The 20407-nt window shown below is 41.1% G+C and carries 20 protein-coding genes; all 20 read right to left on the bottom strand.

Going from position 1 to position 20407, the window contains the following annotated elements; translation table 11 throughout:
* Positions 1–81 precede the first annotated feature (81 nt).
* Positions 82–5433, bottom strand: coding sequence for a SpaA isopeptide-forming pilin-related protein (locus tag AB5Z12_RS18745; RefSeq protein ID WP_368357486.1), 5352 nt, complete (start codon positions 5431–5433; stop codon positions 82–84).
* A gap of 154 nt (positions 5434–5587) precedes the next feature.
* Positions 5588–6844, bottom strand: coding sequence for a hypothetical protein (locus AB5Z12_RS18740; protein WP_187565868.1), 1257 nt, complete (start codon positions 6842–6844; stop codon positions 5588–5590).
* A 47-nt stretch (positions 6845–6891) separates the two neighbouring features.
* Positions 6892–8064 (bottom strand): ERF family protein, encoded by a 1173-nt coding sequence (locus AB5Z12_RS18735; protein WP_368357485.1) that lies wholly within the window; start codon positions 8062–8064, stop codon positions 6892–6894.
* 16 nt (positions 8065–8080) lie between these two features.
* Positions 8081–8767, bottom strand: coding sequence for a hypothetical protein (locus tag AB5Z12_RS18730; protein ID WP_187565870.1), 687 nt, complete (start codon positions 8765–8767; stop codon positions 8081–8083).
* Between the two features lie 54 nt (positions 8768–8821).
* Positions 8822–9937 (bottom strand): hypothetical protein, encoded by a 1116-nt coding sequence (locus AB5Z12_RS18725; RefSeq protein ID WP_187565871.1) that lies wholly within the window; start codon positions 9935–9937, stop codon positions 8822–8824.
* A gap of 16 nt (positions 9938–9953) precedes the next feature.
* Positions 9954–10085, bottom strand: coding sequence for a hypothetical protein (locus AB5Z12_RS18720; RefSeq protein ID WP_264295819.1), 132 nt, complete (start codon positions 10083–10085; stop codon positions 9954–9956).
* 341 nt (positions 10086–10426) lie between these two features.
* Positions 10427–10657: a cold-shock protein gene (locus tag AB5Z12_RS18715; protein WP_187565872.1), complete on the bottom strand. Its 231-nt coding sequence runs from the start codon at positions 10655–10657 to the stop codon at positions 10427–10429.
* 94 nt (positions 10658–10751) lie between these two features.
* On the bottom strand, positions 10752–11258 hold the full coding sequence (locus AB5Z12_RS18710; RefSeq protein WP_187565873.1) for a hypothetical protein: 507 nt from the start codon (positions 11256–11258) through the stop codon (positions 10752–10754).
* Positions 11221–11913, bottom strand: coding sequence for a hypothetical protein (locus tag AB5Z12_RS18705; RefSeq protein ID WP_187565874.1), 693 nt, complete (start codon positions 11911–11913; stop codon positions 11221–11223). The genes AB5Z12_RS18710 and AB5Z12_RS18705 overlap by 38 nt, the downstream gene beginning before the upstream one ends.
* A gap of 13 nt (positions 11914–11926) precedes the next feature.
* On the bottom strand, positions 11927–12601 hold the full coding sequence (locus tag AB5Z12_RS18700; RefSeq protein WP_243243661.1) for a hypothetical protein: 675 nt from the start codon (positions 12599–12601) through the stop codon (positions 11927–11929).
* Positions 12598–13056, bottom strand: a complete 459-nt coding sequence (locus AB5Z12_RS18695; RefSeq protein ID WP_187565875.1) for a zinc-finger-containing protein — start codon at positions 13054–13056, stop codon at positions 12598–12600. Before AB5Z12_RS18695 ends, AB5Z12_RS18700 begins: the two co-directional genes overlap by 4 nt.
* Positions 13057–13130: 74 nt before the next feature.
* Positions 13131–14090: an RNA-binding protein gene (locus AB5Z12_RS18690; protein ID WP_187565876.1), complete on the bottom strand. Its 960-nt coding sequence runs from the start codon at positions 14088–14090 to the stop codon at positions 13131–13133.
* Between the two features lie 335 nt (positions 14091–14425).
* Positions 14426–15208, bottom strand: coding sequence for a transglutaminase-like domain-containing protein (locus AB5Z12_RS18685; protein WP_187565877.1), 783 nt, complete (start codon positions 15206–15208; stop codon positions 14426–14428).
* A 186-nt stretch (positions 15209–15394) separates the two neighbouring features.
* Complete coding sequence (locus AB5Z12_RS18680) at positions 15395–15658, bottom strand: hypothetical protein (RefSeq protein WP_187565878.1); 264 nt, start codon at positions 15656–15658, stop codon at positions 15395–15397.
* A gap of 15 nt (positions 15659–15673) precedes the next feature.
* On the bottom strand, positions 15674–16036 hold the full coding sequence (locus AB5Z12_RS18675; RefSeq protein ID WP_187565879.1) for a hypothetical protein: 363 nt from the start codon (positions 16034–16036) through the stop codon (positions 15674–15676).
* Between the two features lie 97 nt (positions 16037–16133).
* Positions 16134–17084 carry a cell wall metabolism sensor histidine kinase WalK gene (locus tag AB5Z12_RS18670; RefSeq protein ID WP_226855655.1) on the bottom strand — a complete coding sequence of 317 codons (951 nt, stop codon included), beginning with the start codon at positions 17082–17084 and terminating at the stop codon, positions 16134–16136.
* A 135-nt stretch (positions 17085–17219) separates the two neighbouring features.
* A complete protein-coding gene (locus tag AB5Z12_RS18665; RefSeq protein WP_187565881.1) occupies positions 17220–17705 on the bottom strand; it encodes a hypothetical protein in 486 nt (161 codons plus the stop codon).
* A complete protein-coding gene (locus tag AB5Z12_RS18660) occupies positions 17706–18983 on the bottom strand; it encodes an AAA family ATPase (protein WP_187565882.1) in 1278 nt (425 codons plus the stop codon).
* 28 nt (positions 18984–19011) lie between these two features.
* Complete coding sequence (locus AB5Z12_RS18655) at positions 19012–19248, bottom strand: helix-turn-helix domain-containing protein (protein WP_178090653.1); 237 nt, start codon at positions 19246–19248, stop codon at positions 19012–19014.
* 207 nt (positions 19249–19455) lie between these two features.
* The gene (locus tag AB5Z12_RS18650) at positions 19456–20145 is read right to left on the bottom strand and encodes a hypothetical protein (protein ID WP_187565883.1); all 690 of its coding nucleotides are present in this window, start codon (positions 20143–20145) and stop codon (positions 19456–19458) included.
* Positions 20146–20407 lie beyond the last annotated feature (262 nt).

The raw sequence follows: 20407 nt of genomic DNA, 5'->3' as shown, positions 1-20407 counted from the left end.
TATTTTTACTATTTAGTTTTCAAGGAACAGATGAGCCAATATAACTGGCTTAAGTTGACACTATATTGCTAGCATTGCACCCTAATACTCAAAAGTAAATTCCTGGGTTTCGGTCGCACGCACATATCCGTCTGGTGCATAGATTTCTTTCAGGTAATACTTGGCACGGATCGGAAGATCCGCAATAAAGTGGAGCCATCCGCTTTCATCTGTAGTCTTCAACTCAATGATGGTATCCTTCTCAATCAGTACTTTACCACCTGCAGATGTAATGTCCTCCGCTGCAAAAAGTCCAAAGATAGCGCCGGAAAGAACCTTGTCACTGTCTTTTTCTTTCTTTAAGACATTTACCTGTACTTTCTGACGACGGTTCTGCCAGTCTGCACTATAGGTTACAACCGGAGTGTCCTGATCACGGTAGGTAAGATCCACGTATCTTGGCTCGTCGTCTAATACATATCCATAGGAGGTTTCTTTTTCGACAATATAATATTTGCCAAGCGGCAGATTGTCCAGTTCTGCTATACCTGTTCCATCAGTCGTAATGGTACCCACCAGCTGATCTTTTGTATAATAATTTTCGCTCACACCATCTGCTGCACGGATATCCTCGGCGGCGTACACATTAAAGGAAACATCTGTCAGACTTCCAGTTACATAACTGAAGAAATGCTCCACTACACCTTTGGCATTATCAAGCAGGGTAACATCGTCCAAGAATTCACCTTTTTTATTTACCAGCAGGCGTGCAATGGGAACCTCATCTTCCATCCTTACCTTCTGAACCTCTGCGGTATCGGAAATCTGAAAGGTGATATCTGTTGTGCGTAAATAGCCATACGGCGCAATCTGCTCCCGAAGATTATAAGTCTCTCCAACTTTTAAGCCTTTTATTACATGTGGTTTGTCCTTTACAGATGTCCAGGAATCCACTACTTCGCCCTTCTTATTCAGGATAAGTAAGGAAGCACCGTCCAGCTCCACACCGGTAGTCACATCTGCTTTTGTGATTTCAACAGTCGTTGGCTGGTTTTTCTTTGTAGCAGATAATTTTACCACCTTAACATCCTGTCCCTGGTAACTGGCATCAAATTCTATAATTTCATCAGAAGATACATAACCTTCCGGTGCCTGCAGTTCTTTCACATAATACTTTCCAAGAGGCAGATCAAGGGTAAACTGTGCCAGTCCGTTTTTATCACTCATGACCTTCTGAAGCAGGGTATCCGCCTTTACGATCACCTTATCACCTGATAAAATGTCATTTTTGTTATAAATCCCAAATTCGGCACCTTCCAGTTTTTTACCATTTTCGCCATCCTCTTTCACTACTTTAAGATCTACCTTCTGGCGCTTATTGGAAAATTCCACGGTTTCTTCCACGACCGGCGTATCCTGGTCTTTATACAGGAAAGTAATTTCCTTGCTTTCAGAATTAAGTACAAAACCAGTTGGAGCTTTGGTTTCCTTTACGAGGTAAGTTCCAAGGGGAAGATCGGTCAAAACTGCTTCTCCCTTCTCATCCGTTGTAACCTTCCGGATCAGAGTATCTTTTGCATAAATAACAACACGGTTACCCTGTTCATCCACCTGGTGGTCCGGAGTATAAATATCCTCGGCTGCGAAAACTGCAAACTCAGTACCAGAAAGGGAAGTTTCTTCATATGCAAAATCCTTTTTAAAAGACTTTAAAGTTTCCCCGGACTTATGGATGATGAGCTTTCCTTTTGCCGGATGGTTCTCATAGACAACCGTAATGATTGCATCCCCAGTTGTAGAATCCATCTGGTAAGCAGTGTTGCTGTCCACCTTGATTTCTACATAATTGGTATTCTGGGTATAGCCATCCGGGGCCATTACTTCCTCGATCCGGTAGTTGCCGCATTTAAGAGCACTTGGCAGGATTAGATAACCATTTTCATCAGTAAAATAGGATTTATGGGTAACGGTACTTGGATAAGTTGTGGTCTGCTCCACGTATTTTCCTTCATCCAGGTCATAGATTTTAAACTCGGTGTTTGCAACCAGGACCGGCTTCTTGGTTTCATCATCCTGTTTAATGATTTTTAGTTTTGCAGAAAATTCTCCGTCTAAAAGGACCCGCCAAACCTGTGGCTCTGACTTATTTTCGCTGATTATAACCGTAAAATCAGCAACTGGTTTGAAATTATGCGGTGTTGTAGTTTCCCTTACCACATAAGTTCCATATGGAAGTGGGATTGTGCAGGCATAGCCTTTTTCGTCCGTAAAGATCTCGGTCTTTCCATCTTCTGTCAGTACTACGGGAACGGCATTTGCAAAATCATAGGAACCATCCTCTTTTGTACTTAAGCTGCTTGCGAGATAAGCGGAAAATCCGGCGCCTTTTAACAGATCGGCATCTGTTTTTCCGTTATTTGCAGCCTTAATCAACTGGAACGGCTGTTTTTTCACATTCTCGGCAACTGTAATGGTACAATTGATTTCTTTCACCTGGTCACCTTCATAGCTGCCTTCCACATCATGCTCTTCTTCATCCAGGACATAACCTGCAGGCGGAGTAATCTCTTTTACATAGTATTTTCCAGGATAGAGACCGGATACACTTGCATTTCCAGCTTTGTCGGTGGTAAGTGTAGCAACCTGGGCGTCTTTTGGATAAAGGACACCGCTGCTGCCATCCGGGTAACCAATTGCGTCCCTTGCATAAAGTCCATAAACAGCACCTTCTAAAGTTGCATCTCCCTGTGCGTTCTTTCCCGTCTCACTGTCTTCCTTTGTAAGATGGATATTCACACGGACGCGTTCATCTGTAAAAGTATGTGTAAATTCTATCTTTTTCTCTTTGTCCCCTGCATAATTAAATGCAAAGGAATAAACATCAGAAGTATTTAACACGTACATCTGGGGTGCCTGAAGTTCTTTGATATAGTAGGAATTGTTAACCGGAAGGTCTGCGGTATAACCTGCTTTTCCATCCGTACCAGTAGCCACCTTTTCAATCAGGGTGTCTTTTCTGACGATCACATTCCCGTCTGCAGATACAATATCATTTCCTGCATACATTCCAAAAACAGCACCTGCAAGTGGCTGTGTGGTTTCCCCATCCTGTTTTACCAAAGATACGGAGGCTTTTTGTCTGTCGTTGGTAAAGGTAACCGTGCTAAAAGATACTTCTTCGTTTTCGCCGGCAGCTGATAAGGTTACGGTTTTGGATTCACCGGTGCAGATGAGTTTGTCCGGGGCCTGTGTCTCGGTTACCACGTAGGTTCCTATGTTTAAGTTATCAAGGGTTGCACTTCCGTCTTCACCGGTTGTCAGACCTTCTTTTACAAGGGCACCATTTTTGTAAACGGTAGAGCCATCTGCTGCCACAATGTCAGCACCAGCATACACGTTATATACCGCACCTTTTTGTCTTCGTACCTCATAGTGGAAAGTTACCTTTTCCTCCGTCACATCTGCCCCTGTTAATACCTCGCCCTCTTTGTAAACGGTAAGGGAAGCCTTTTTCTCATCATCCAACAATTCCTGGGTAACTTTGCTTCCCATCACAAGCGTCACACCATGGGCGGTGGCATCCACAAGGTAACCCGTTGGTCCGGTGATTTCCTTTAAATAAACCACATCCTGGGTTTTGTCAATAGTGACAGAAGAAACGCCGTTTGCATCCGTTGGCGGCATTTCTACAATTAAATCCTGGCAGGCTTCATCACCATACACGCCATAAACCGCGCCAGCTAAAAGGGCATTGGAACCTCTGTCTTTTTTTATGATTTCAATAGTTGCCTGCTGAAGCCAAGTAACGGAAAAATCCACGTATTTCTCATCGTCCACACCCTCGCCGAATACCAGGGCCAGGTTCTGGGTATCAGTACCAGTGGTTACTTTATATGCGGAAAAATCCTTCGTAATATAACCCTTCATAGTGGATTTCCAGGAACCCGCAACGGCTGCGGCCTGATTCAGGGGTGCGGATAAATAAAACGTTGTTCCACCATACACCTTTACCTTAGCACCACCTTCGCTTGTTTCACCGGTATCCACGTTATGAAATACCACACCGGCCGGAAGCTTCATGGTAATGTTCTGCAGGGTATCTGCCTTAAACTTGATTTCTTCGGTGCGCTGCTCACTTCCATCAATGTAAGCGGTCACATTCGGATTGGAAAACGCCATGGCTACATCTGGGATCTCCGGCTGAGCCATGCAATAGTTATATAATTCCATAGCAAGTGCCTGGCCGTTTGCATTTGCACCGGAAAACGCATCGTCACTTCCACTTGCGTATGATACTGCAAGGTGGGTAATTACAAACTGCTTTCCTGCGGAAAAATCCGGGTGCTCTGTTTTAAAGAAACCATTAACTCTGGATGCCTTTGTACCATAGTAGCAGACCTTGGCAAGTTTCTTTCCATCTCCCAGTCTGGTAATCTTAAATACACCATCCCCTGGACTACTCTTGGACGGCTGAATGCAATAGGCAGTTGCTGTTACATTGTTAAAGCTGACGGTATATTTATAGGTTAGGTAAGAACCGAGATCATAGTCACTGTAATAATAGCAGCTTCCGCGTGTTACACTGACATCTGTTGTGGTAGAAGCATATGTAGCAATAAAAGATGCAGTTTCCCCTTCTTCCATTTCCATAAGATCCAGGTTCTGTTCCTGGGCCTGCTCTAACACTTCACCGAGTGTCAGTCCGGTCTCCGGATCCACAGTGTTCTCTTCCTCAGCGCGTTCCAGTTCAGAGTCAAACTCTTCCTCTGGAAGAATTTCAGAACCAAAACCATCATCCTCTTGAATATCTGTCTCTGTTGTGTTCTCCGGTTTCTCTTCTGTATCCACTTCTGTTTCCACAGACACATCTGCTTCTTCACCTTCTACTGGTATCTCTGCCAGATCTGCATCCTTTTTTTCCTCTTCTGCCGGAACTTCCACAGCAACTGCTGGCTGTTCAGGCAGAGGGTCAGGATCTTCGCTGTCCCCAGACTCCTCAGAACCGGAATGTCCAGCAGCCTGGGTTTCCGGTTCTTTTTCAGTTACGGTAATGGTTCTTGCAACCAGATAAGAATCACCTTCTTTAGGTGTGATCTGATAAACACATTTATAGATCCCTGGTCTTCCAGAATCAAATGTGGTTCCATCCTCCATGGCAGCCTTTTTCAGTTCTGCCCTGTCACCATCTTTTAAGCCTAACCCTGTAAAATCTTTCGCTACATCAAAGGCAGTTCCCTGCTTAATTTCAAGAGCAAGAGAAGGATCAGAAACGGTCTCCGCGATCAGTTCTTCTTCTGTTTTCTCTACTGCCATCGGTTCCTGCACAGCCTCCTGTGCCACTTCTGTCTCCGCTTCAGCGGATACTGTAAAAACACCTGTCTGAAGGAAGCTGCTGCAGCACAGCATAACCGCCATTGCACCTGCAAGCCACCTTTTTCCCTTAAATTTACCCAATGTTTTTCTCCTCTCCTAGATAATGGTCTGTCCCTGGTTTTTACCAGGCATGGTCTGTCCCTGATTTCCATCTTTTTCTCCTTTCTACTGGCCTGTTTAGCCAGATAAAAAGAGACCTGAATACAGATTTCAGATCCCCTTTTATTTGACTAAATCAATAAAAACTCTCTTTTTCTTCTGGTGGCTTGCTGTAAATCCAGTCATCTACGCCCTTGTAATTGCCAAGCCACAAACCGTCTGCATCCGTGTCCCAGCTGATTCTCTGGCAGTTTAACCCAAGCCTTTCGCACATGTCATACAGTTTAAGGCATCCTTTCCGGATGGTATCACGCTTCCTCCTTTTTTGTGGGCACTCCTGTTTTCTCAACAAACGTTCCGGTGTCCCACATACGATGCACTTTTCCATACAGTCACAACGGCAGGTAAGATCCATCATTTTGTCCATATCCATACATTCGTACACGGTCTGTAACCCCCTGCTTTTTAAATCTGCAAGCACAGGAAACAGACTTTTATAGTTTCCCACCCCTGGGATTCCAATATAAGGATATCCGCTTCTCAGGCTGGCAAGCTCTGCCTTTAAAATTCCTTCTGTTACATGGATGCTCCTTTGCACCGGGCTTATATAGCCGGACACCCCGGCCGGGCTGCCGCTTGAAGTCCCTCCCGAAAATCCACTGCTTGTAAACCAGATATATTTCCGGTGATTTATAGGATTGTCAACACGTATCTGAAAACCTGCTATTTTTCTATCAAGGGAATACACCGGACACAGATAGCCCTGGTTTCCCTCATAAAAAGCTGCTTCCCATATACCAGACCGGTTCCGGAAAAAACCTGGGATTCCATCCAGCCTTAAACCTTTTTTCAACAGTTTTTCTGCTATAGAAACGGAATTTTCCGGTTCAATACTTTTATATCCTTTTTGTTCCAGTTCCTTTATTTTTATGTCAGCAGCACCGCGTCTTTTAAAATCCTGTCTATGGCGCTCCTGAAGCTTTAAAAGGGAAAGCAGTTCCCGGTACACAAAATCCAGGTACTCGGGTGATCTTTTAGGCACCGCCTCTTTCATGACAGAACTGGCTGTTATCTTTTTATACCCATTTCCTGTCACCTGCCTGTTAAGTTCCAGCCGTTTCCGGATATCCTGATAAGCTTCCTTGCACCGGTCTGCTCCATAAAATCCCATAATGTCTGCATACAGGGTAAGCATATTTCCGCTTTCCCCACAGTGGAAACAGTTAAAAACATTTTTCATTTCTCCATTTTTACTGACACAAAAACTGCATTTTCCTCTGGTGTCACCACAGTATGGACATTCCACCGGGAATTCCTGGGCGGTGCCGCCATCAAGACAACGGATGGATAACAGCCACGCCACTTCTTTTATGGTAAATGGATGTTCGTACATGATTCCTCCTAAAAATGTGGCTCCGTATTTCCGGAGCCACAATCATTTTATGCTGCTATTTTTTTGTGATCTTCGTAATCCATAATAATCTTCGCAGCCTCCCTCATTTCGTTATTGCTTCCTTTATATCCGCTTCCCATCCATCTTAAAGTTTTGGGACCGTCTGGTTTATACAAAATTTCACCAAGGGACATCCCGCTAAACAAGCCAAAATTACATATTACTTTTTTCGCTTTTTCCACATCATCCTCTTCTGAATCCATAGGGAAATCTTCTGCAGTCTCTTCTTCCTTCTCGTCGTCAAATGGATTTTCATCTTCCTCACTGACAAGGTGAAATTCTTCCTCGTCCTGGTCTGTCTCTTCAAAAACCTCTTCTGGGTTCTTTTCTTCCATGCCAAACTGCATCTGGCCTGGTAAATTATCATCATTATCCTGTAAATCACGGATCTCGTCAGGACTGATTTCAAGATCAAAAGAATCTTCCGAAATCTTAACAGTCTGTTTGCCACTCACTGCATTGCCATTACGAACTGTCTTTGAGGTAAGTTTTTCGTTTCGTTTTAAAGACTGTCCGATTTCTTCAGCAGAAGCCTCAGCAGAACCAGATTTCGGGGGATGTTCTGGTTTTTCTTTGGCTTCCTTCTTTTTGGGCTCTGATTTTACAGCATTAGTAACAGAAACCGTTTTCTTAGGGGATAAGTCTGGTTTCGTGTTTTCTACTTTGTTTTGTGTCTTTTCTTTTTTTGTTTTGTCGCCATCCGGAGCAGGGCCGCGCATGTCTGGATCCTCGGTGTTTGCCTGGACGATGTTATACTTATTTAATAGATAATATTTCAGTCCATAGCTCCAGGCTGCACCTTTGGCTTTGTCCGGAACCTCATTGGTTCCAACCACATGAATGTCACTGTAACTTTTTTCATTTGGACGATCTTCATTTACCCAGCAGAGCTTCAGATCTGCTTCATACCGCCATAAATTGCCAAATGGTATCAGATATACCTGGTTTCCGGAAGAATCCACCTGGGTGGACTTTTCGGTAAGTACCTCAAAATCCACGCCATATTTCGTAAGCGCCGGGGTAAGGTATTCATAAATATCATCCAGCCGCACAAAATCATAAGGTACTTCTTCGCTGTACCGTTTCCGTATCAACTTTGGCACCATCTTTCTTATTTTAATCATCTTCTGAGTCAGATTCAGATACTCAAATTTACTCATAAATCCATTTCCTCCTTTATGCTGCCTTTTTTTGCAGCTCTTCCATTTCTTCGCGGACACATTCAAGGTAGATCCTTCTCTGGGAAATCTCCCAAAGAGATTCCTTCAGCCATTTATCTGCAATCATTTGTACAGCCTTCTCGTGGTGGTTCAGGCAGTAAAGAAACATTACATCCGTGTACTCCACCTGCATCTTTGCAAAGGAAAACTTTGGACTGTAAAACAGCTCCTCCGGCTTTATTTGGGCCTTCAGGTATCTTTTGGAAGTTTCCTGCACCTGTGTCCGGTTTATATTAGGAAAAAGGCTGTCCCTCTGGTTTTGGTACTTTAACAGGAGCTTGTCCCATTTTGTATCAATCAGATTCTTCACCAGATGGGTGACCCTGCTTTCCACCTCTTTTTTAAGATTTTCCCTGGTTGGAAAAATAAAATCGGCAGGTATCCCGACTGCTTCATAAAAAGCAGTGTCCACTTCATACAAAAAATAATCCGGCAGATAAAGTACACCACAAAGTTTTGGTTCCTTAAGCTGTAAACAATCCTTTTCCTTGGAATCAACTGCATAAAACACTATGCAGTCCTCTTCCTGGCATTTTAGTAATAGCCGACCGTGAAACATTTTGAAGCTGTGTACCGGATCCTGTATCCACTGGAGTAGTTTCTTAGATTCTTTTGCTTTTATAAGCCAATCCGGATACTGCATAATTTCCTCCTGCATACAAAAAAGACAGGATTTCCTGCCTTCGTCTGTTTTTACCTAATATTTAATTTCACCTGGAAAGTCAAGTTCATGCCAGCGCCTGTTTACACAGGCTGCCACTTTTTCTTCCAGAAGAAGCAATCCCCGTTCATTGGTTTCCTGCTGTCTTGCAATTGAAATAACATCACAGATTCCACAATAAATTTCATAGGCACTGCAAGGTTGCTCTCCAGCAGATGCGCGGTAGCGTTCTACCGTTTCTGCAATCAGCTTTTTGGAAAAGCCGGCCTGCTTCATGACACCGATCATGGTATTCGGCGGGTGATTCACCCAGATATCACAAAGCTGCAAAACCTCCTGTACGGCTGCCTTATAGTATTCAAAAATAGATGCCATATTTTGGTTGAAATCTTCGGTTCCCTTGCAATTTTTATGGCGTACTTTCAGGGTTTCTCCTAATATAATGTACTGGTCATTGACAGACACCGTATAAAATATATTGGCACCGGAGCTTCCTACATCAGATGTGCTGATCCTGACTGACGCAGACAGTTCCCCATTAAAAGTTTTCCCATAACGTCCTAATAATTCCTGATAAGATTCGTTCAGCCGCTGGTCCCTTAACTCCCATGTTGCATTTACCAGATTGTGGTCTGCACATCCGGACTTAAAGGCAGCTGTTTCAAAATCACTATAGATATAAGCTCCTGCAATTGTGTAGACCTCCGGCATGGACATAATTGAATAATCCTTTTCATCACCAGATAAAACTGCCCGCACCTTGCCTTCACAAAAGCGGAGTAGGGATTTTCCCTTAGAAACTTTCAGGCATTCATTCAGAATATAGGCAAGGGTTTCCTTGTCCAGTTCTGCAAGTGCCTTTCCATCAATTCTGGCTCTGCCTTTTAAGCTTTTGACTGCGGATATCCCAAGAAAGCAGCTGCGGTCCGTAGTCTTTATCAGCAAGCCGGAATTTTTCAGGGTATCATCTTTTAAATATTCCAGATCAATGTTTCCAATCGGGGAGCAGATGCTATTTTTTGTTACTGCTTCTACCTTCAGATCCTTACTCTGTGCACGGAACCATTCAGCCCTTTTCTCAACATCATCCAGATATCTATAAAAAGCAGATTCCTCTTTAAATGTCACGTTAAAATCATCCTTATAGTACATAGCCCCTCCTTTGAGTTCAGGATATGAGCTTTACTACAATGGATCTGATACGTCCATCTGCAATCTGGAAAAAATATCCATCCTTTGCCATGTCAAGCAGCACTCCAAGTTCTAATAAATTTACATCATCCCAGTTTACTTCCTGCATAAATCTTCTCCTTTTCTTTTTGGGTTATTTGGCACTTCTTTTTTTCATTTTGACCAGTACAGTCTCTTTGATTTTTCTCATTCTGGCTCCTCCTTTTCATTTATTTAACAAAAAAAGACACCAAAAGAAAACCTTTCTCTTCGCGTCTTCCAATGTTCCAAAGTATTTGCTGGTTTTAGGGCGAACTGCCCAAAAGATAAACATCCGGAATGTCCGGATCCAAATGAAAGATCAACCATATAATGGCTGATAAAATATGATTTCATTTAAAGGTTACCACAAGATATAGTGGCTGTCAAACACATTTTTTATATATTTTGTGTTTCAAAATTTATTAGCTCTTACGCTTCTTCCCCTGTTGTAAGAGGGACAATATTCACGGCAATTTCCCTGCCATTTTCATCGGCACCTACTTCAAACTGTACAGGCTGCTTGCCGGAAAGCCTTTTAAAACCTTCCATTTTAATCTGGGAGAAATGGGCAAAGTAATCTTCCCCATCCTCCCCGGTTACAAATCCGTAACCTTTTTTTGCACTGAACCATTTCATGGTTCCACATTTTGTTTCCGACATAAATAAAATCTCTCCTTTTTTCATATTTTCCATACAGCTGTATGGAAACAGGGCGGCATGGACTCGAACCATGCCTGATGCTCCCCGCCCTGGATTACTCTTTTACCTCCTCCACGCCAAAAAAATTTCCAAAATCAAAAGCAGCGTCCAGCCTGTGAATGCCAGAAAATGCATGTGCATTTTGATTAAAATAGAATCGATAAGATTTCCCATGCATAACATTGGTTCTTTTGTTAAGCAACAGCTCGGTAGTAAGCCCATCTGATTGTAACACTATAACCCTCTTAAAGCCATCAAAAAAAAGTTCCGCATGGATTTCAGATACTGTTCCTTCCACCACCTCATAGGATCTTGTCACTGCCAGATAATAAACATAAACCGCATCCCCGATCCCACAGATAGTTAAAAAGACTGTCCAGCCCACAAATCCGGCAGATCTTTGTGCCAGGCCAAGTGCACAGCCTCCGTACAGTAAGAGAAATGATAAACATAAAGTATTCACAATTCTCTTTTTAAAAAATCCGGGTATACCGGCATAGGTTCGCCGGTGTTTCAATATTGCATCAGACAGCCATATTTTCCATTTGTTTCTTTTCTTCAAGGAAGCCTCCTTCTTTGATGTAGCTGATCACAAACTGTTTCTTTTGATATAAGGAAATCAGAATCTGCATGAATTCCACCCCAACCTGCTCCTGAACTTTCTTCTTTTCTTCTGCTGATAGCAGGACATTCCCTGCCTGCTCATTTAAGCTGGCCAGATGGTCTGGAATGTACCCGTTTCTGGAAATTTGCTGCAGCACCCTGAGTTCTTCATAAGTAAATACCGGCTTTTTAAGTGCTCGCATCGCTGCTTTTATTCCTTTTCCAAGAACCAGATTCTCTGCAAATTCCCTTACACGGCCAGAAAAGGAATCTACAACAGGGACTACTACTGATTTACTAAGAAGAAATTGCAAAGCCTCCTCTTTATTTTCCCCTTCGCATTCTGCTACCAGTCCGCGCTTTTTCAGGCGCCTTAAGCAAAACAAAAAATCCTCTTCATCCGCCCACTCTGTTGCACGTTCTTTCCCAAATGTAATACAAAGTACCCGGTACATCTGAGAGTAGATTCTGTTTTCTGCACATATTGTCCAGGTAAGGGCTGCCCAGAGCATGGTCTCCATTTCTGTAAGTACCTTCTCCTGGTTATCAGTTTTCACCAGAAGCTGCCCTTCCCCATCTTCTCCTTTACAGCCGATTGCCGTGTACCATTTCATAGCCTTTTTCCTCCTAAAACAGCTTCATGACTTCCAGGAGTTTTGGAATCACATAACAGGCAATCATTCCTGCTATGATACAGATTTCCATATTTGGTTTTCGAAGATTCCACACATCCTGATTTTTTGTTCCGATGATCCGGACCCTTCCAGGTACGTTCCACCGTAGCTTCCTGTAAAATTCGATAAATTTCTGATGGTCAAATCCAAATGAACGAACTCGAAAGATATTTCGGTTCTGCTCTTCCTCGTCTAAAAGAAAAAAGCTTTCTCTTTCTTTCTGATCATTTAAAACAATATAAAACTCAGGGACTCCTCGAAGGGTGCCTTCTACAATCTTGTCTATTTCATTGTAAAATATCCGACAGCATTCATAATGTCCGTTTTTCTCCGGCTGGCAGACCGCCAGACTGTCTACGTCCAACTCCATATAGCAGACTTCTGCTTCCATGATCTTTCTGCTGATTTTAACAGCCTGTCTTAAAAGAAGTATAATTCCCAAGGCAAGTATCACGCATAGATATAACAGGTCCCAGCATTTGATCCGAAAGTATAGGAAATATGCTGCGATTCCCTCCAGTAAAGAGCCGATACCAATCATCCAGAAGTACCGTTCTTTTGTGTCCATTAAACGGTAAACATCCTCTTCATTAGCCTGCAGACGCAAACAATGCCTTCCTTTCTTCATGCCGCCAGATCTGTTTTATTAGAAACAGTTTGCTTTCTTTTTGTATGTTGTTCCAGTAAAGCCTTGCATTCCCGGGCAGTTTCTTCGCACCGGTATTCTGAAAACTTTCCGATATGCATATCTTTTTCCCTTAGACCGAACCTGTTCTGCAACCAGATATATATACCTTTTTTCGTCATCATCCCAGAATTTACCACCTGGTTTAAGGCACGGTGTGCTTCAATCCGCTTATGGCGCAGATCCCCATTTGCCAGGGTTCCCATAGGGCGCATGGTCTTTTTATGTACCCCGATGTAAGAATCACAGGATGGATAACCACTGCAGACATACAGATAATTGCCAGAATCCAGGTTCCGGCTGCCATAGACATGCTTTGCCGGGCGTAACACTGCCATCCTTCCACAGTATGGACAATACAGTTTTTCAGTCTGCTTTTTTTTCTTCGTTTTTGTCATTCAATTTGTCTCCTTTCCTGTTTGCCCAGATTGTAAAAAAAATGCTTTTTCTGTGTCAATAGGATTTTGAACTTTTATTTCCACCTTTTAATCAGTCTTGTGATGATTCCTTCTGCAACCTCGTAATTATCGTTAATTCTGGTCACCACGATTCCAATCTTATCTCCCTTTCCAGGAAGTGCAGACATGTTGCAGGAATGCGCCACCGCATTTATTCCAATATCCAGACGAATGAAATAAGTTCCCTTATATACCTCAGTGATAACTCCAGTGTACTTTCCCTGCCTGTGGCACTTCCTGAGATTGTCCTTATTGATGTTCGCCGTCGGACTTTTCGCATCAACTTCCACATGAATTTCACCCGGTTCTGTTCCTTCTACTTTATTGACCATGATCTGGATAAGATCTCCAACCTGAAATTTTTCGTTAGCATCCAGCATCCACTCCCAGGCCATATCACGCGCCCTGACAGATACCTCCACACCGAACACTTCCAGACGTACTGCCTTTGGCGCCACTGCGATCACCCGGGCTTCTGCAATTCTTCCAGGGTACAGAAGCGGCTTCTCCCCTTCTTCTCCAATATAGAAGGTCTGACGCTTTTTTAGCATGGCATCTTTTCGGGAGGCTACCACGCTCCGGCTTTTGGTATCCAGATCCTTAATAATGAAATCAATGTCACAGCCAAGCATGTTGTTGGCAATCCGCACCTGTCGGTTTAAAGTATCTGCATTCTCCCGCCCGTCACCGCTTAAGTTAATCATCATTTCATTCATTGGAATAATGATACGAAAACCATTATAATATGTGACTGCTACCATCCAGCCGCTCTCCAGCTTCTCAATACCACCAAGCTGACCTGTGAATACCTTTCTCGTTCTATGCGCATTTAAAAGCTGGTGCCATCTGGTATCTTCCTGCTCCTGTGCGCTCTCCACCTGTGCGTCAACGTCGATTGTTAAGACACCTTCATAGGCTGCGCGTGGAATTTCTTTTTCCGTTACTTCTTCAATTGCTTTTTTTGTGTTCGCCATGTATTACCCTCCTATTATTTATACGACAAGAAGGCACAAAAAAAACAGTCTGCATAAAACAAACTGCTTTTTCGTGCCTTCTTTTTACTATAAAGAGAATCCGAAGTCAATATTAGAGATGTTGCAATAGTGTCGCATTTTGGTTGCAAATAGATACGCCAGCCAATATCAGATGCAAAATTTCCATAACGAATCTCTTAAACCATTTTTATCTTCTAAATTATATATGATTTAGGAGATAATTTAATCATTAGGATATAACTTCCTATCGCTATCAAAATGCAATCTACAGGCATACTTCATTTCTGCCCCAGCTTTTTATTTTCAATCTGAAATCATCTCGCAATTGTAAAATGAAATACCAGCTGTTCCTGCTCCTCAGCTGAAGTTCTTAAGGATTTTCGAATTCCGGTTGTGTCTGCAAAGATTCCACCATATGCATCAACCTTGATCCACTTTCTGTTTACCTTTACTTCATTCCACTGGTGTGTCCAACTGCCCGCATTTACATGCCGTACTGGAACATTCGCAGCCTCACAAAGCAGCGTGTATGCTTTTGCATATCCAGAACAGGCTGCTTTTTTCATTACCAGAGCGGCGTAGGCTTCATTGCCATAATTTTTCTGGTATGCTTCTGAAGACTGGTTTAACTGCCAGGAGCAGTGTTCTGTTAAATATCGAAACAGAACAAATGCCCGTTCTTTGGTACTTAAATCTGCAGTTACATATTTTTTTACAATTTTCTTCGCTTCCTTTTTAGCCAGGCTAAGCCTCTTTGCTTTATCTAGTTCTTTGACAATGACCTTACATTTTAAGGTTCGTTTTCCAACTTTGGCATAAATGTATGCCGTTCCGGCTTTTTTTCCCTTCACTTTACCAGAAGAAACTGAAACAACTGATTTTTTAGAAGAACTCCATTTTACTTTCTTTTTGCTTCCTGATACCTTCAGCGATGTGGAAACTCCCCGATAGATAGTAACTGTCGATTTGTTCAGTTTCACTTTAGAAGCCTGGACATTCACCGGTCTTATAAAGACTCCAAGAAATAAAACTGCAAATATCATCCAGGCTATTGTTAATTCCTGCATTCCTGTTTTCCGTGTTCTTACCTTTTTCATCGTAAGCCCTCCATTTTCTGAATGATTTCCTGCTACAGTTCTAATATAATAAGTTATTTTTTTCTAAGTCAATAGGATTTTGATCTTAATAAAAAAGTGATTTATCATTATCTGTCTATAGATGTGACAAACTGCTGTACGACAGCTTTTTTTCTTTTGCTGTCGTACAGCAGAATGGTTTAGTTATTATTGCTGAATGGAGTCCGCTTCTTCTTGTGTGAGCTGACCATTCTTAACTGCATCAGAAATGGCTTTGTCTAATTCCTCAACTGTGGAATAATCCCCAATGTGTACTGTTTTTCCGTTATCTTTTGTTACATCAACACTATAAGAGGAAACTACATCTTCAGTAGGCGGAATCATGGAGTAGGTATCGCCGTCACCGTTGTCTTTGGAATACAATACTCCCTTTTTGATACTTTCCAGAGTTTCTTTATAGCTGACCATCATAGCATCTACGCTTTCCTACGTAAATTCATGGAATGCGCCTTGCCCATCATACCAACCATCTCCGGTTCCAATCAAAGATTCCATTTCTTTTTTCTGTTCGTTCATCCACACTTCGTATTCATCGGCTGTCCACCACTGCACATCCGGTGCCGCATTGTTCTTCTCATAATCTGCCTCGGCAACCCAATTTTTACCGTCAACGCTGATTTGTCCACCGTCTGTATCCTGATAGAGAATATCTGCGCTGGATGTGTTTCCCGTTTCGGATGTTGAAACCTTTGGTGTGTCCGAAGCCAATGCGCTTGCATAAGTAACCCCTGCAATGCTTAAACAGATTGCTCCGCACAAGCCTATTGCCAAAATTTTTTTGTTCTTCATAGATAAGACCTCGCTTTATAAGAATTATAGCTGCCCTCTTGAGGACAGCTATAATATAACAAAGCAGCTTGGATATAGTTTGCATGGATTATGGATTTTAGATGGAGTTGTCTATCGGCTGCCTGCAAGGCAATTCAAACCAAAAACGTACACCATTGCTTGTATTTGAAATGCCGTACTTTGCATGGTGCATTTTCATAATTTTATGAACAATATAAAGTCCTAATCCAGTTCCGCCTGTATTGCGGTTACGAGATATATCTGCCCGATAGAAGGCTTCAAACAAATGTGGAATAGCATCGTCAGGCACACGGACACCTGTGTTTTCAATTTCACCACGAATTGTGCCATGTGTTTCGGACAAAGCTATACGAATCAATTCACCACTTGGAGAATAGCGAATTGCGTTTACTAATATATTTTGAATTGCCCGTTCCATCTGTGATTGTTCCACTACACAATAAAGGTGGGTAGGAATATTTGCTTCAAGGTACTGTTTCTTTTCTTCCAATAAATCTGCTACTGCGGCAACCTGTACCCGAAGTATTTCCGCAAAATCAACGGTTTTATATTCCGTTTTTTGAGTTTCTTCCGTTTTGGAAACAAACAGCAACTCTTTTACCAACTTCTCCATCCTATCAACAACGGCAAGCGAACGCTCCATGTACTCTATGTGATTTTCATAGCCACTGACTCCGTTCAGCATCCCCGCCAAATGTCCTTTCAAAATGGTTAGTGGTGTTTTCAGTTCATGGGATGCTGCCGAGAAAAAGTCTACCCGCTGTCTTTCTAACTCCTGTTCCTTTTCAATATCTGTTTTGAGCTGTTGGTTGGCAGTTTGAAGGTCGTTCAATGCAGTGGATAGCGAAGCAGATAATGAATTTAGATTTTGCGCCAAGCAACCTAATTCATCTTCTCGTCCTGTATGACATTGACCGGAAAAATCCAGTTCCGCCATTTGCTTTGAAATCTTGCTCAGTCGCACAATAGGTCGAGTGATATACCGTGCGTAGAGCCATGCACGAAGGAGCGAAAGCAGAAAGACCATTAGGATGACATACGGAAGATTCTAAATATTGCTCCACTCTATTCTGTAAATTCATTTTTAATACCCCTTTTCCTATTTCATACCACAGTATTGTAAAATATTTTTTTTGTCAAAAAAGGGTATTTTTCACCACTGCTATTTCTCCCGTCTGCGTGAAATTGACAAATTATCCTGGTAACAGCTTAGGTGCTTATCCTTACTCCAGATCATAATCCGACCAACCGCAGGCACTTCATTCTTGTATTTTTCATAAAAGCGAATAATACTCATATCACCGATTCCCATCTCCATTTTTTGCGCACAATCGGGAAATTGATCCGCTATTATAAGTAAGTCTTCTTTTGTAAAACCTACTCCATACAATTCCCATGGAGCTTCCTCCTTTGCTGTTTTACGCAAAAATTCCTGAAATTTTACCGCTTTTTTTCTTCTTATATTCCCATCTGCAATATGCGAAATATGATTTCCGCTTTCAATGATTGTTGCCAGCGGTAAAATTAATGTTTCGTTTTGTTCTATAGCCTCATTAAATTCCTTTTTTACACTTTCATATTCCTGGCACATATGTGGAATTCTCAAAAGATTCATTACTATGGATGTGTCAATAAAACGAATATTCATTTAAAAATCCTCCATCCAGGAATAATCCTTTTTTTCACTGGGACATTTAATTAAATTCAATAAGGACTCGTCCAGCATAGCTTCCCCAAGGCCACCGCGTACAAATACTTGCGGATAATTTCTAATGTCTACAAATGGAATAAATTTGCTGGTTCCCTTCTCATTTTCACGATAGACAACAGAGACACCTAATAACTGTTGTTTTTTATATCCATTTAATAGTACTGGATTATGCGTTGTCAATATAATGTCTATCTTTCTTTTCTCCCCAAGCAGACTCAGATTTTTGATTAATGCCTGCACTCTGCTTGCATGTATTCCATTATCAATTTCTTCAATTACAAGAGTGCTGCCCTCAGGAATTGTTAAAATGGCTGCCACAATAGCTATGCATCTCAAAGTTCCATCTGACAATTTTTTTGCATCAAATAATTCTGACGAATTAATATATTTTTCTCTGAGTGCAAAAATAACATCATCAAGCTGTGTGGTGATGAATCCAATGTCCTTGATTTCATTTTCTGGTAGATCACTTACTATCTTTAAAAGTTCTTTCTTTTTCTCACTGTCTTCACACAAATGGCGTAATACTGCAGAAATATTTTCACAATTTTCTTTTAAATCAGTGTCTGTTATCCGCACATAATCTCTCATATCAGAAGGGACTGGATTTAATATAAATATTTTCTTTAAATTTTCCAGAACCAGCTCAATATAGCCAAAGCACTCTCTATCTCGATACGTGTTCTGAGGAAGCTTTGTCCTAAGCTGTGCCAAAACAGAAGAAACCCGCATACAAAGAATGTCTGGATTTCTGCCAGCCTTTTTATCATTATATTCCGCCTGGATATCACCACTTTCCTTGGACCGAAGCTTTGTCTTAAATATTTTTTCCCCACCAGCAAGTTCTGTTTTTCCATTCACAACTTTATATAAAGCTTCTTCCTCAACCCAGACTTTTTTATTGGTACTGATCTTGATATAATAATATAAATCATATTTTTCATCCAAATCAATCAGACAGCCCAGTTTAAAAGCCGAAGTTTTAAACCGACAACAGGATTTACTTCCTCCACGAATGTGACTGTCCATATTACGGGTACCATCAAGAATTGTACCTAACTCCAATCCCGTCGCAGTATCAGCTAAAATATGGATTCCCTCAATGGCATTGCTTTTCCCGGAAGAATTTGTTCCGATCAAACTTGTCAATGCCTCTAGGTTTAATTCTGCCTTTTCAAAGCTTTTAAAATTTTCAAAAATAAAGCTCTTAATCATAATCTACTACCTTTCTGCGGCTTCCTTATTAGCAAAAATAGTCCTCATTCTGTGGCAAAAGGTTTTGCTTTTCAATGATAGCCCTTGCGTCATCCAGATCTTTTTGTAAGTTTCTAATTTTGGTTTGGAGCTCAAATTCCTTAATCATATTTGAAACAGTTCCTTGAGATACACCCATAAGCTTTGCGATTGCATTTTGTGTATATCCCATTTCACGGTTCAAAATATATGCGATTGCACTGTGTTTTATAGTTAATCTTCTCATAGTTACCCTCCATTTTTAATAATTTCTAATATAATCTAATATTATTAAATATCTTTTTTCCTAAACTGTCAATAATTAAATTCAATATTTTGAAGCGTTATTTACTATAAACATACGCAGCAAAACAAAATATGTACTTTTCCTTATAAATATCCCTCTTTCCGCCAAAAAGAGGATGCATTCTTTTGCTTCCTCTCTTTAGTCTGCTTAACAATTACTTCCTATTGCAAGGTTACGCCTTTTAATAGTACTATTGCTGTTTTTATTCCGACAAACTTCCCTGTACTTGTCTATGGTTTCTTTTAAATAACTCAATGCAAATTCATCTGCCTCTTTTTCTTTAGGAATATTTCTATATTCCTCTGTATACTGACGAAATAGCATCCGCTCTTCTGCGCTTAAACGATTGTCCTTTTCCCTTGCCTGACGTTGTAAAACAGAGTCTTTCAAAGCTCGCATTTTTTCATAATTGTTTTTTTCTTGTTCGTAATTCCAAGTTGTATAAGCAGCTACATTTTTATCCAATGACATAAATTGATTCCAATGTCCAACTTCATGTAAAAATTGGAATAAAACAAGACCAATTTTTATATCAACTACACCTTTGCAATAAGGCCGGATCATTTTACATGTGTACTCATAAATACCAGAGTCATCCAGCTTAAACAATTTCTCAATTTCTTCAACAGAAGAATCCATGATATGTATTGCCGCTGTTGTACTTGTAAATTCATTTTTATTTTCTGATTTTTCGTATCTTTTGCGTTCGCCTTTTTCTACTGGTGTAAAAAAGAAAGGTGATTGTCCATTTGCAATCTCTCTATAGCTTCTATTTTTATCGAAAACGATATTGGCTTCAAAATTGTTAATAGAACAAATTAAATCTTTAGTTTCCACATCTATACTCTCCTTTTTAATATTATATAATATTTATTAATATTATGTAATTATATTACATAATATTTGTTTTGAATTGTCAACATCTGTATCTAAATTACTTTGGTTATTGATGTTCTGATATATATAGCTTCTCAATACGAACAGGCTAGCCCGTGCACATTAATTAGTAGTTCCATATGGTATCCTCCCTATATAGTCAAGTCTTTTTTCCTTGAAAATCAAAGATTTTTTAGTGTTTCATCAATAAATATCTCAGAAG

The organism is Ruminococcus sp. RTP21358st1_G6_RTP21358_211008, assembly GCF_040908885.1.
GTDB lineage: Bacteria > Bacillota > Clostridia > Lachnospirales > Lachnospiraceae > Blautia_A > Blautia_A faecis.
This window is presented reverse-complemented; position numbering and strand designations above follow the sequence as displayed.

Bases quoted from the DNA above. Each gene is read 5' to 3' on its own strand.
- AB5Z12_RS18740 (WP_187565868.1), bottom strand. From the start codon at position 6,844: ATGTACGAACATCCATTTACCATAAAAGAAGTGGCGTGGCTGTTATCC.
- AB5Z12_RS18735 (WP_368357485.1), bottom strand. From the start codon at position 8,064: ATGAGTAAATTTGAGTATCTGAATCTGACTCAGAAGATGATTAAAATA.
- AB5Z12_RS18730 (WP_187565870.1), bottom strand. From the start codon at position 8,767: ATGCAGTATCCGGATTGGCTTATAAAAGCAAAAGAATCTAAGAAACTA.
- AB5Z12_RS18725 (WP_187565871.1), bottom strand. From the start codon at position 9,937: ATGTACTATAAGGATGATTTTAACGTGACATTTAAAGAGGAATCTGCT.
- AB5Z12_RS18720 (WP_264295819.1), bottom strand. From the start codon at position 10,085: ATGCAGGAAGTAAACTGGGATGATGTAAATTTATTAGAACTTGGAGTG.
- AB5Z12_RS18715 (WP_187565872.1), bottom strand. From the start codon at position 10,657: ATGTCGGAAACAAAATGTGGAACCATGAAATGGTTCAGTGCAAAAAAA.
- AB5Z12_RS18705 (WP_187565874.1), bottom strand. From the start codon at position 11,913: ATGAAATGGTACACGGCAATCGGCTGTAAAGGAGAAGATGGGGAAGGG.
- AB5Z12_RS18700 (WP_243243661.1), bottom strand. From the start codon at position 12,601: ATGAAGAAAGGAAGGCATTGTTTGCGTCTGCAGGCTAATGAAGAGGAT.
- AB5Z12_RS18695 (WP_187565875.1), bottom strand. From the start codon at position 13,056: ATGACAAAAACGAAGAAAAAAAAGCAGACTGAAAAACTGTATTGTCCA.
- AB5Z12_RS18690 (WP_187565876.1), bottom strand. From the start codon at position 14,090: ATGGCGAACACAAAAAAAGCAATTGAAGAAGTAACGGAAAAAGAAATT.
- AB5Z12_RS18685 (WP_187565877.1), bottom strand. From the start codon at position 15,208: ATGAAAAAGGTAAGAACACGGAAAACAGGAATGCAGGAATTAACAATA.
- AB5Z12_RS18680 (WP_187565878.1), bottom strand. From the start codon at position 15,658: ATGATGGTCAGCTATAAAGAAACTCTGGAAAGTATCAAAAAGGGAGTA.
- AB5Z12_RS18675 (WP_187565879.1), bottom strand. From the start codon at position 16,036: ATGAAGAACAAAAAAATTTTGGCAATAGGCTTGTGCGGAGCAATCTGT.
- AB5Z12_RS18670 (WP_226855655.1), bottom strand. From the start codon at position 17,084: ATGGTCTTTCTGCTTTCGCTCCTTCGTGCATGGCTCTACGCACGGTAT.
- AB5Z12_RS18665 (WP_187565881.1), bottom strand. From the start codon at position 17,705: ATGAATATTCGTTTTATTGACACATCCATAGTAATGAATCTTTTGAGA.
- AB5Z12_RS18660 (WP_187565882.1), bottom strand. From the start codon at position 18,983: ATGATTAAGAGCTTTATTTTTGAAAATTTTAAAAGCTTTGAAAAGGCA.
- AB5Z12_RS18655 (WP_178090653.1), bottom strand. From the start codon at position 19,248: ATGAGAAGATTAACTATAAAACACAGTGCAATCGCATATATTTTGAAC.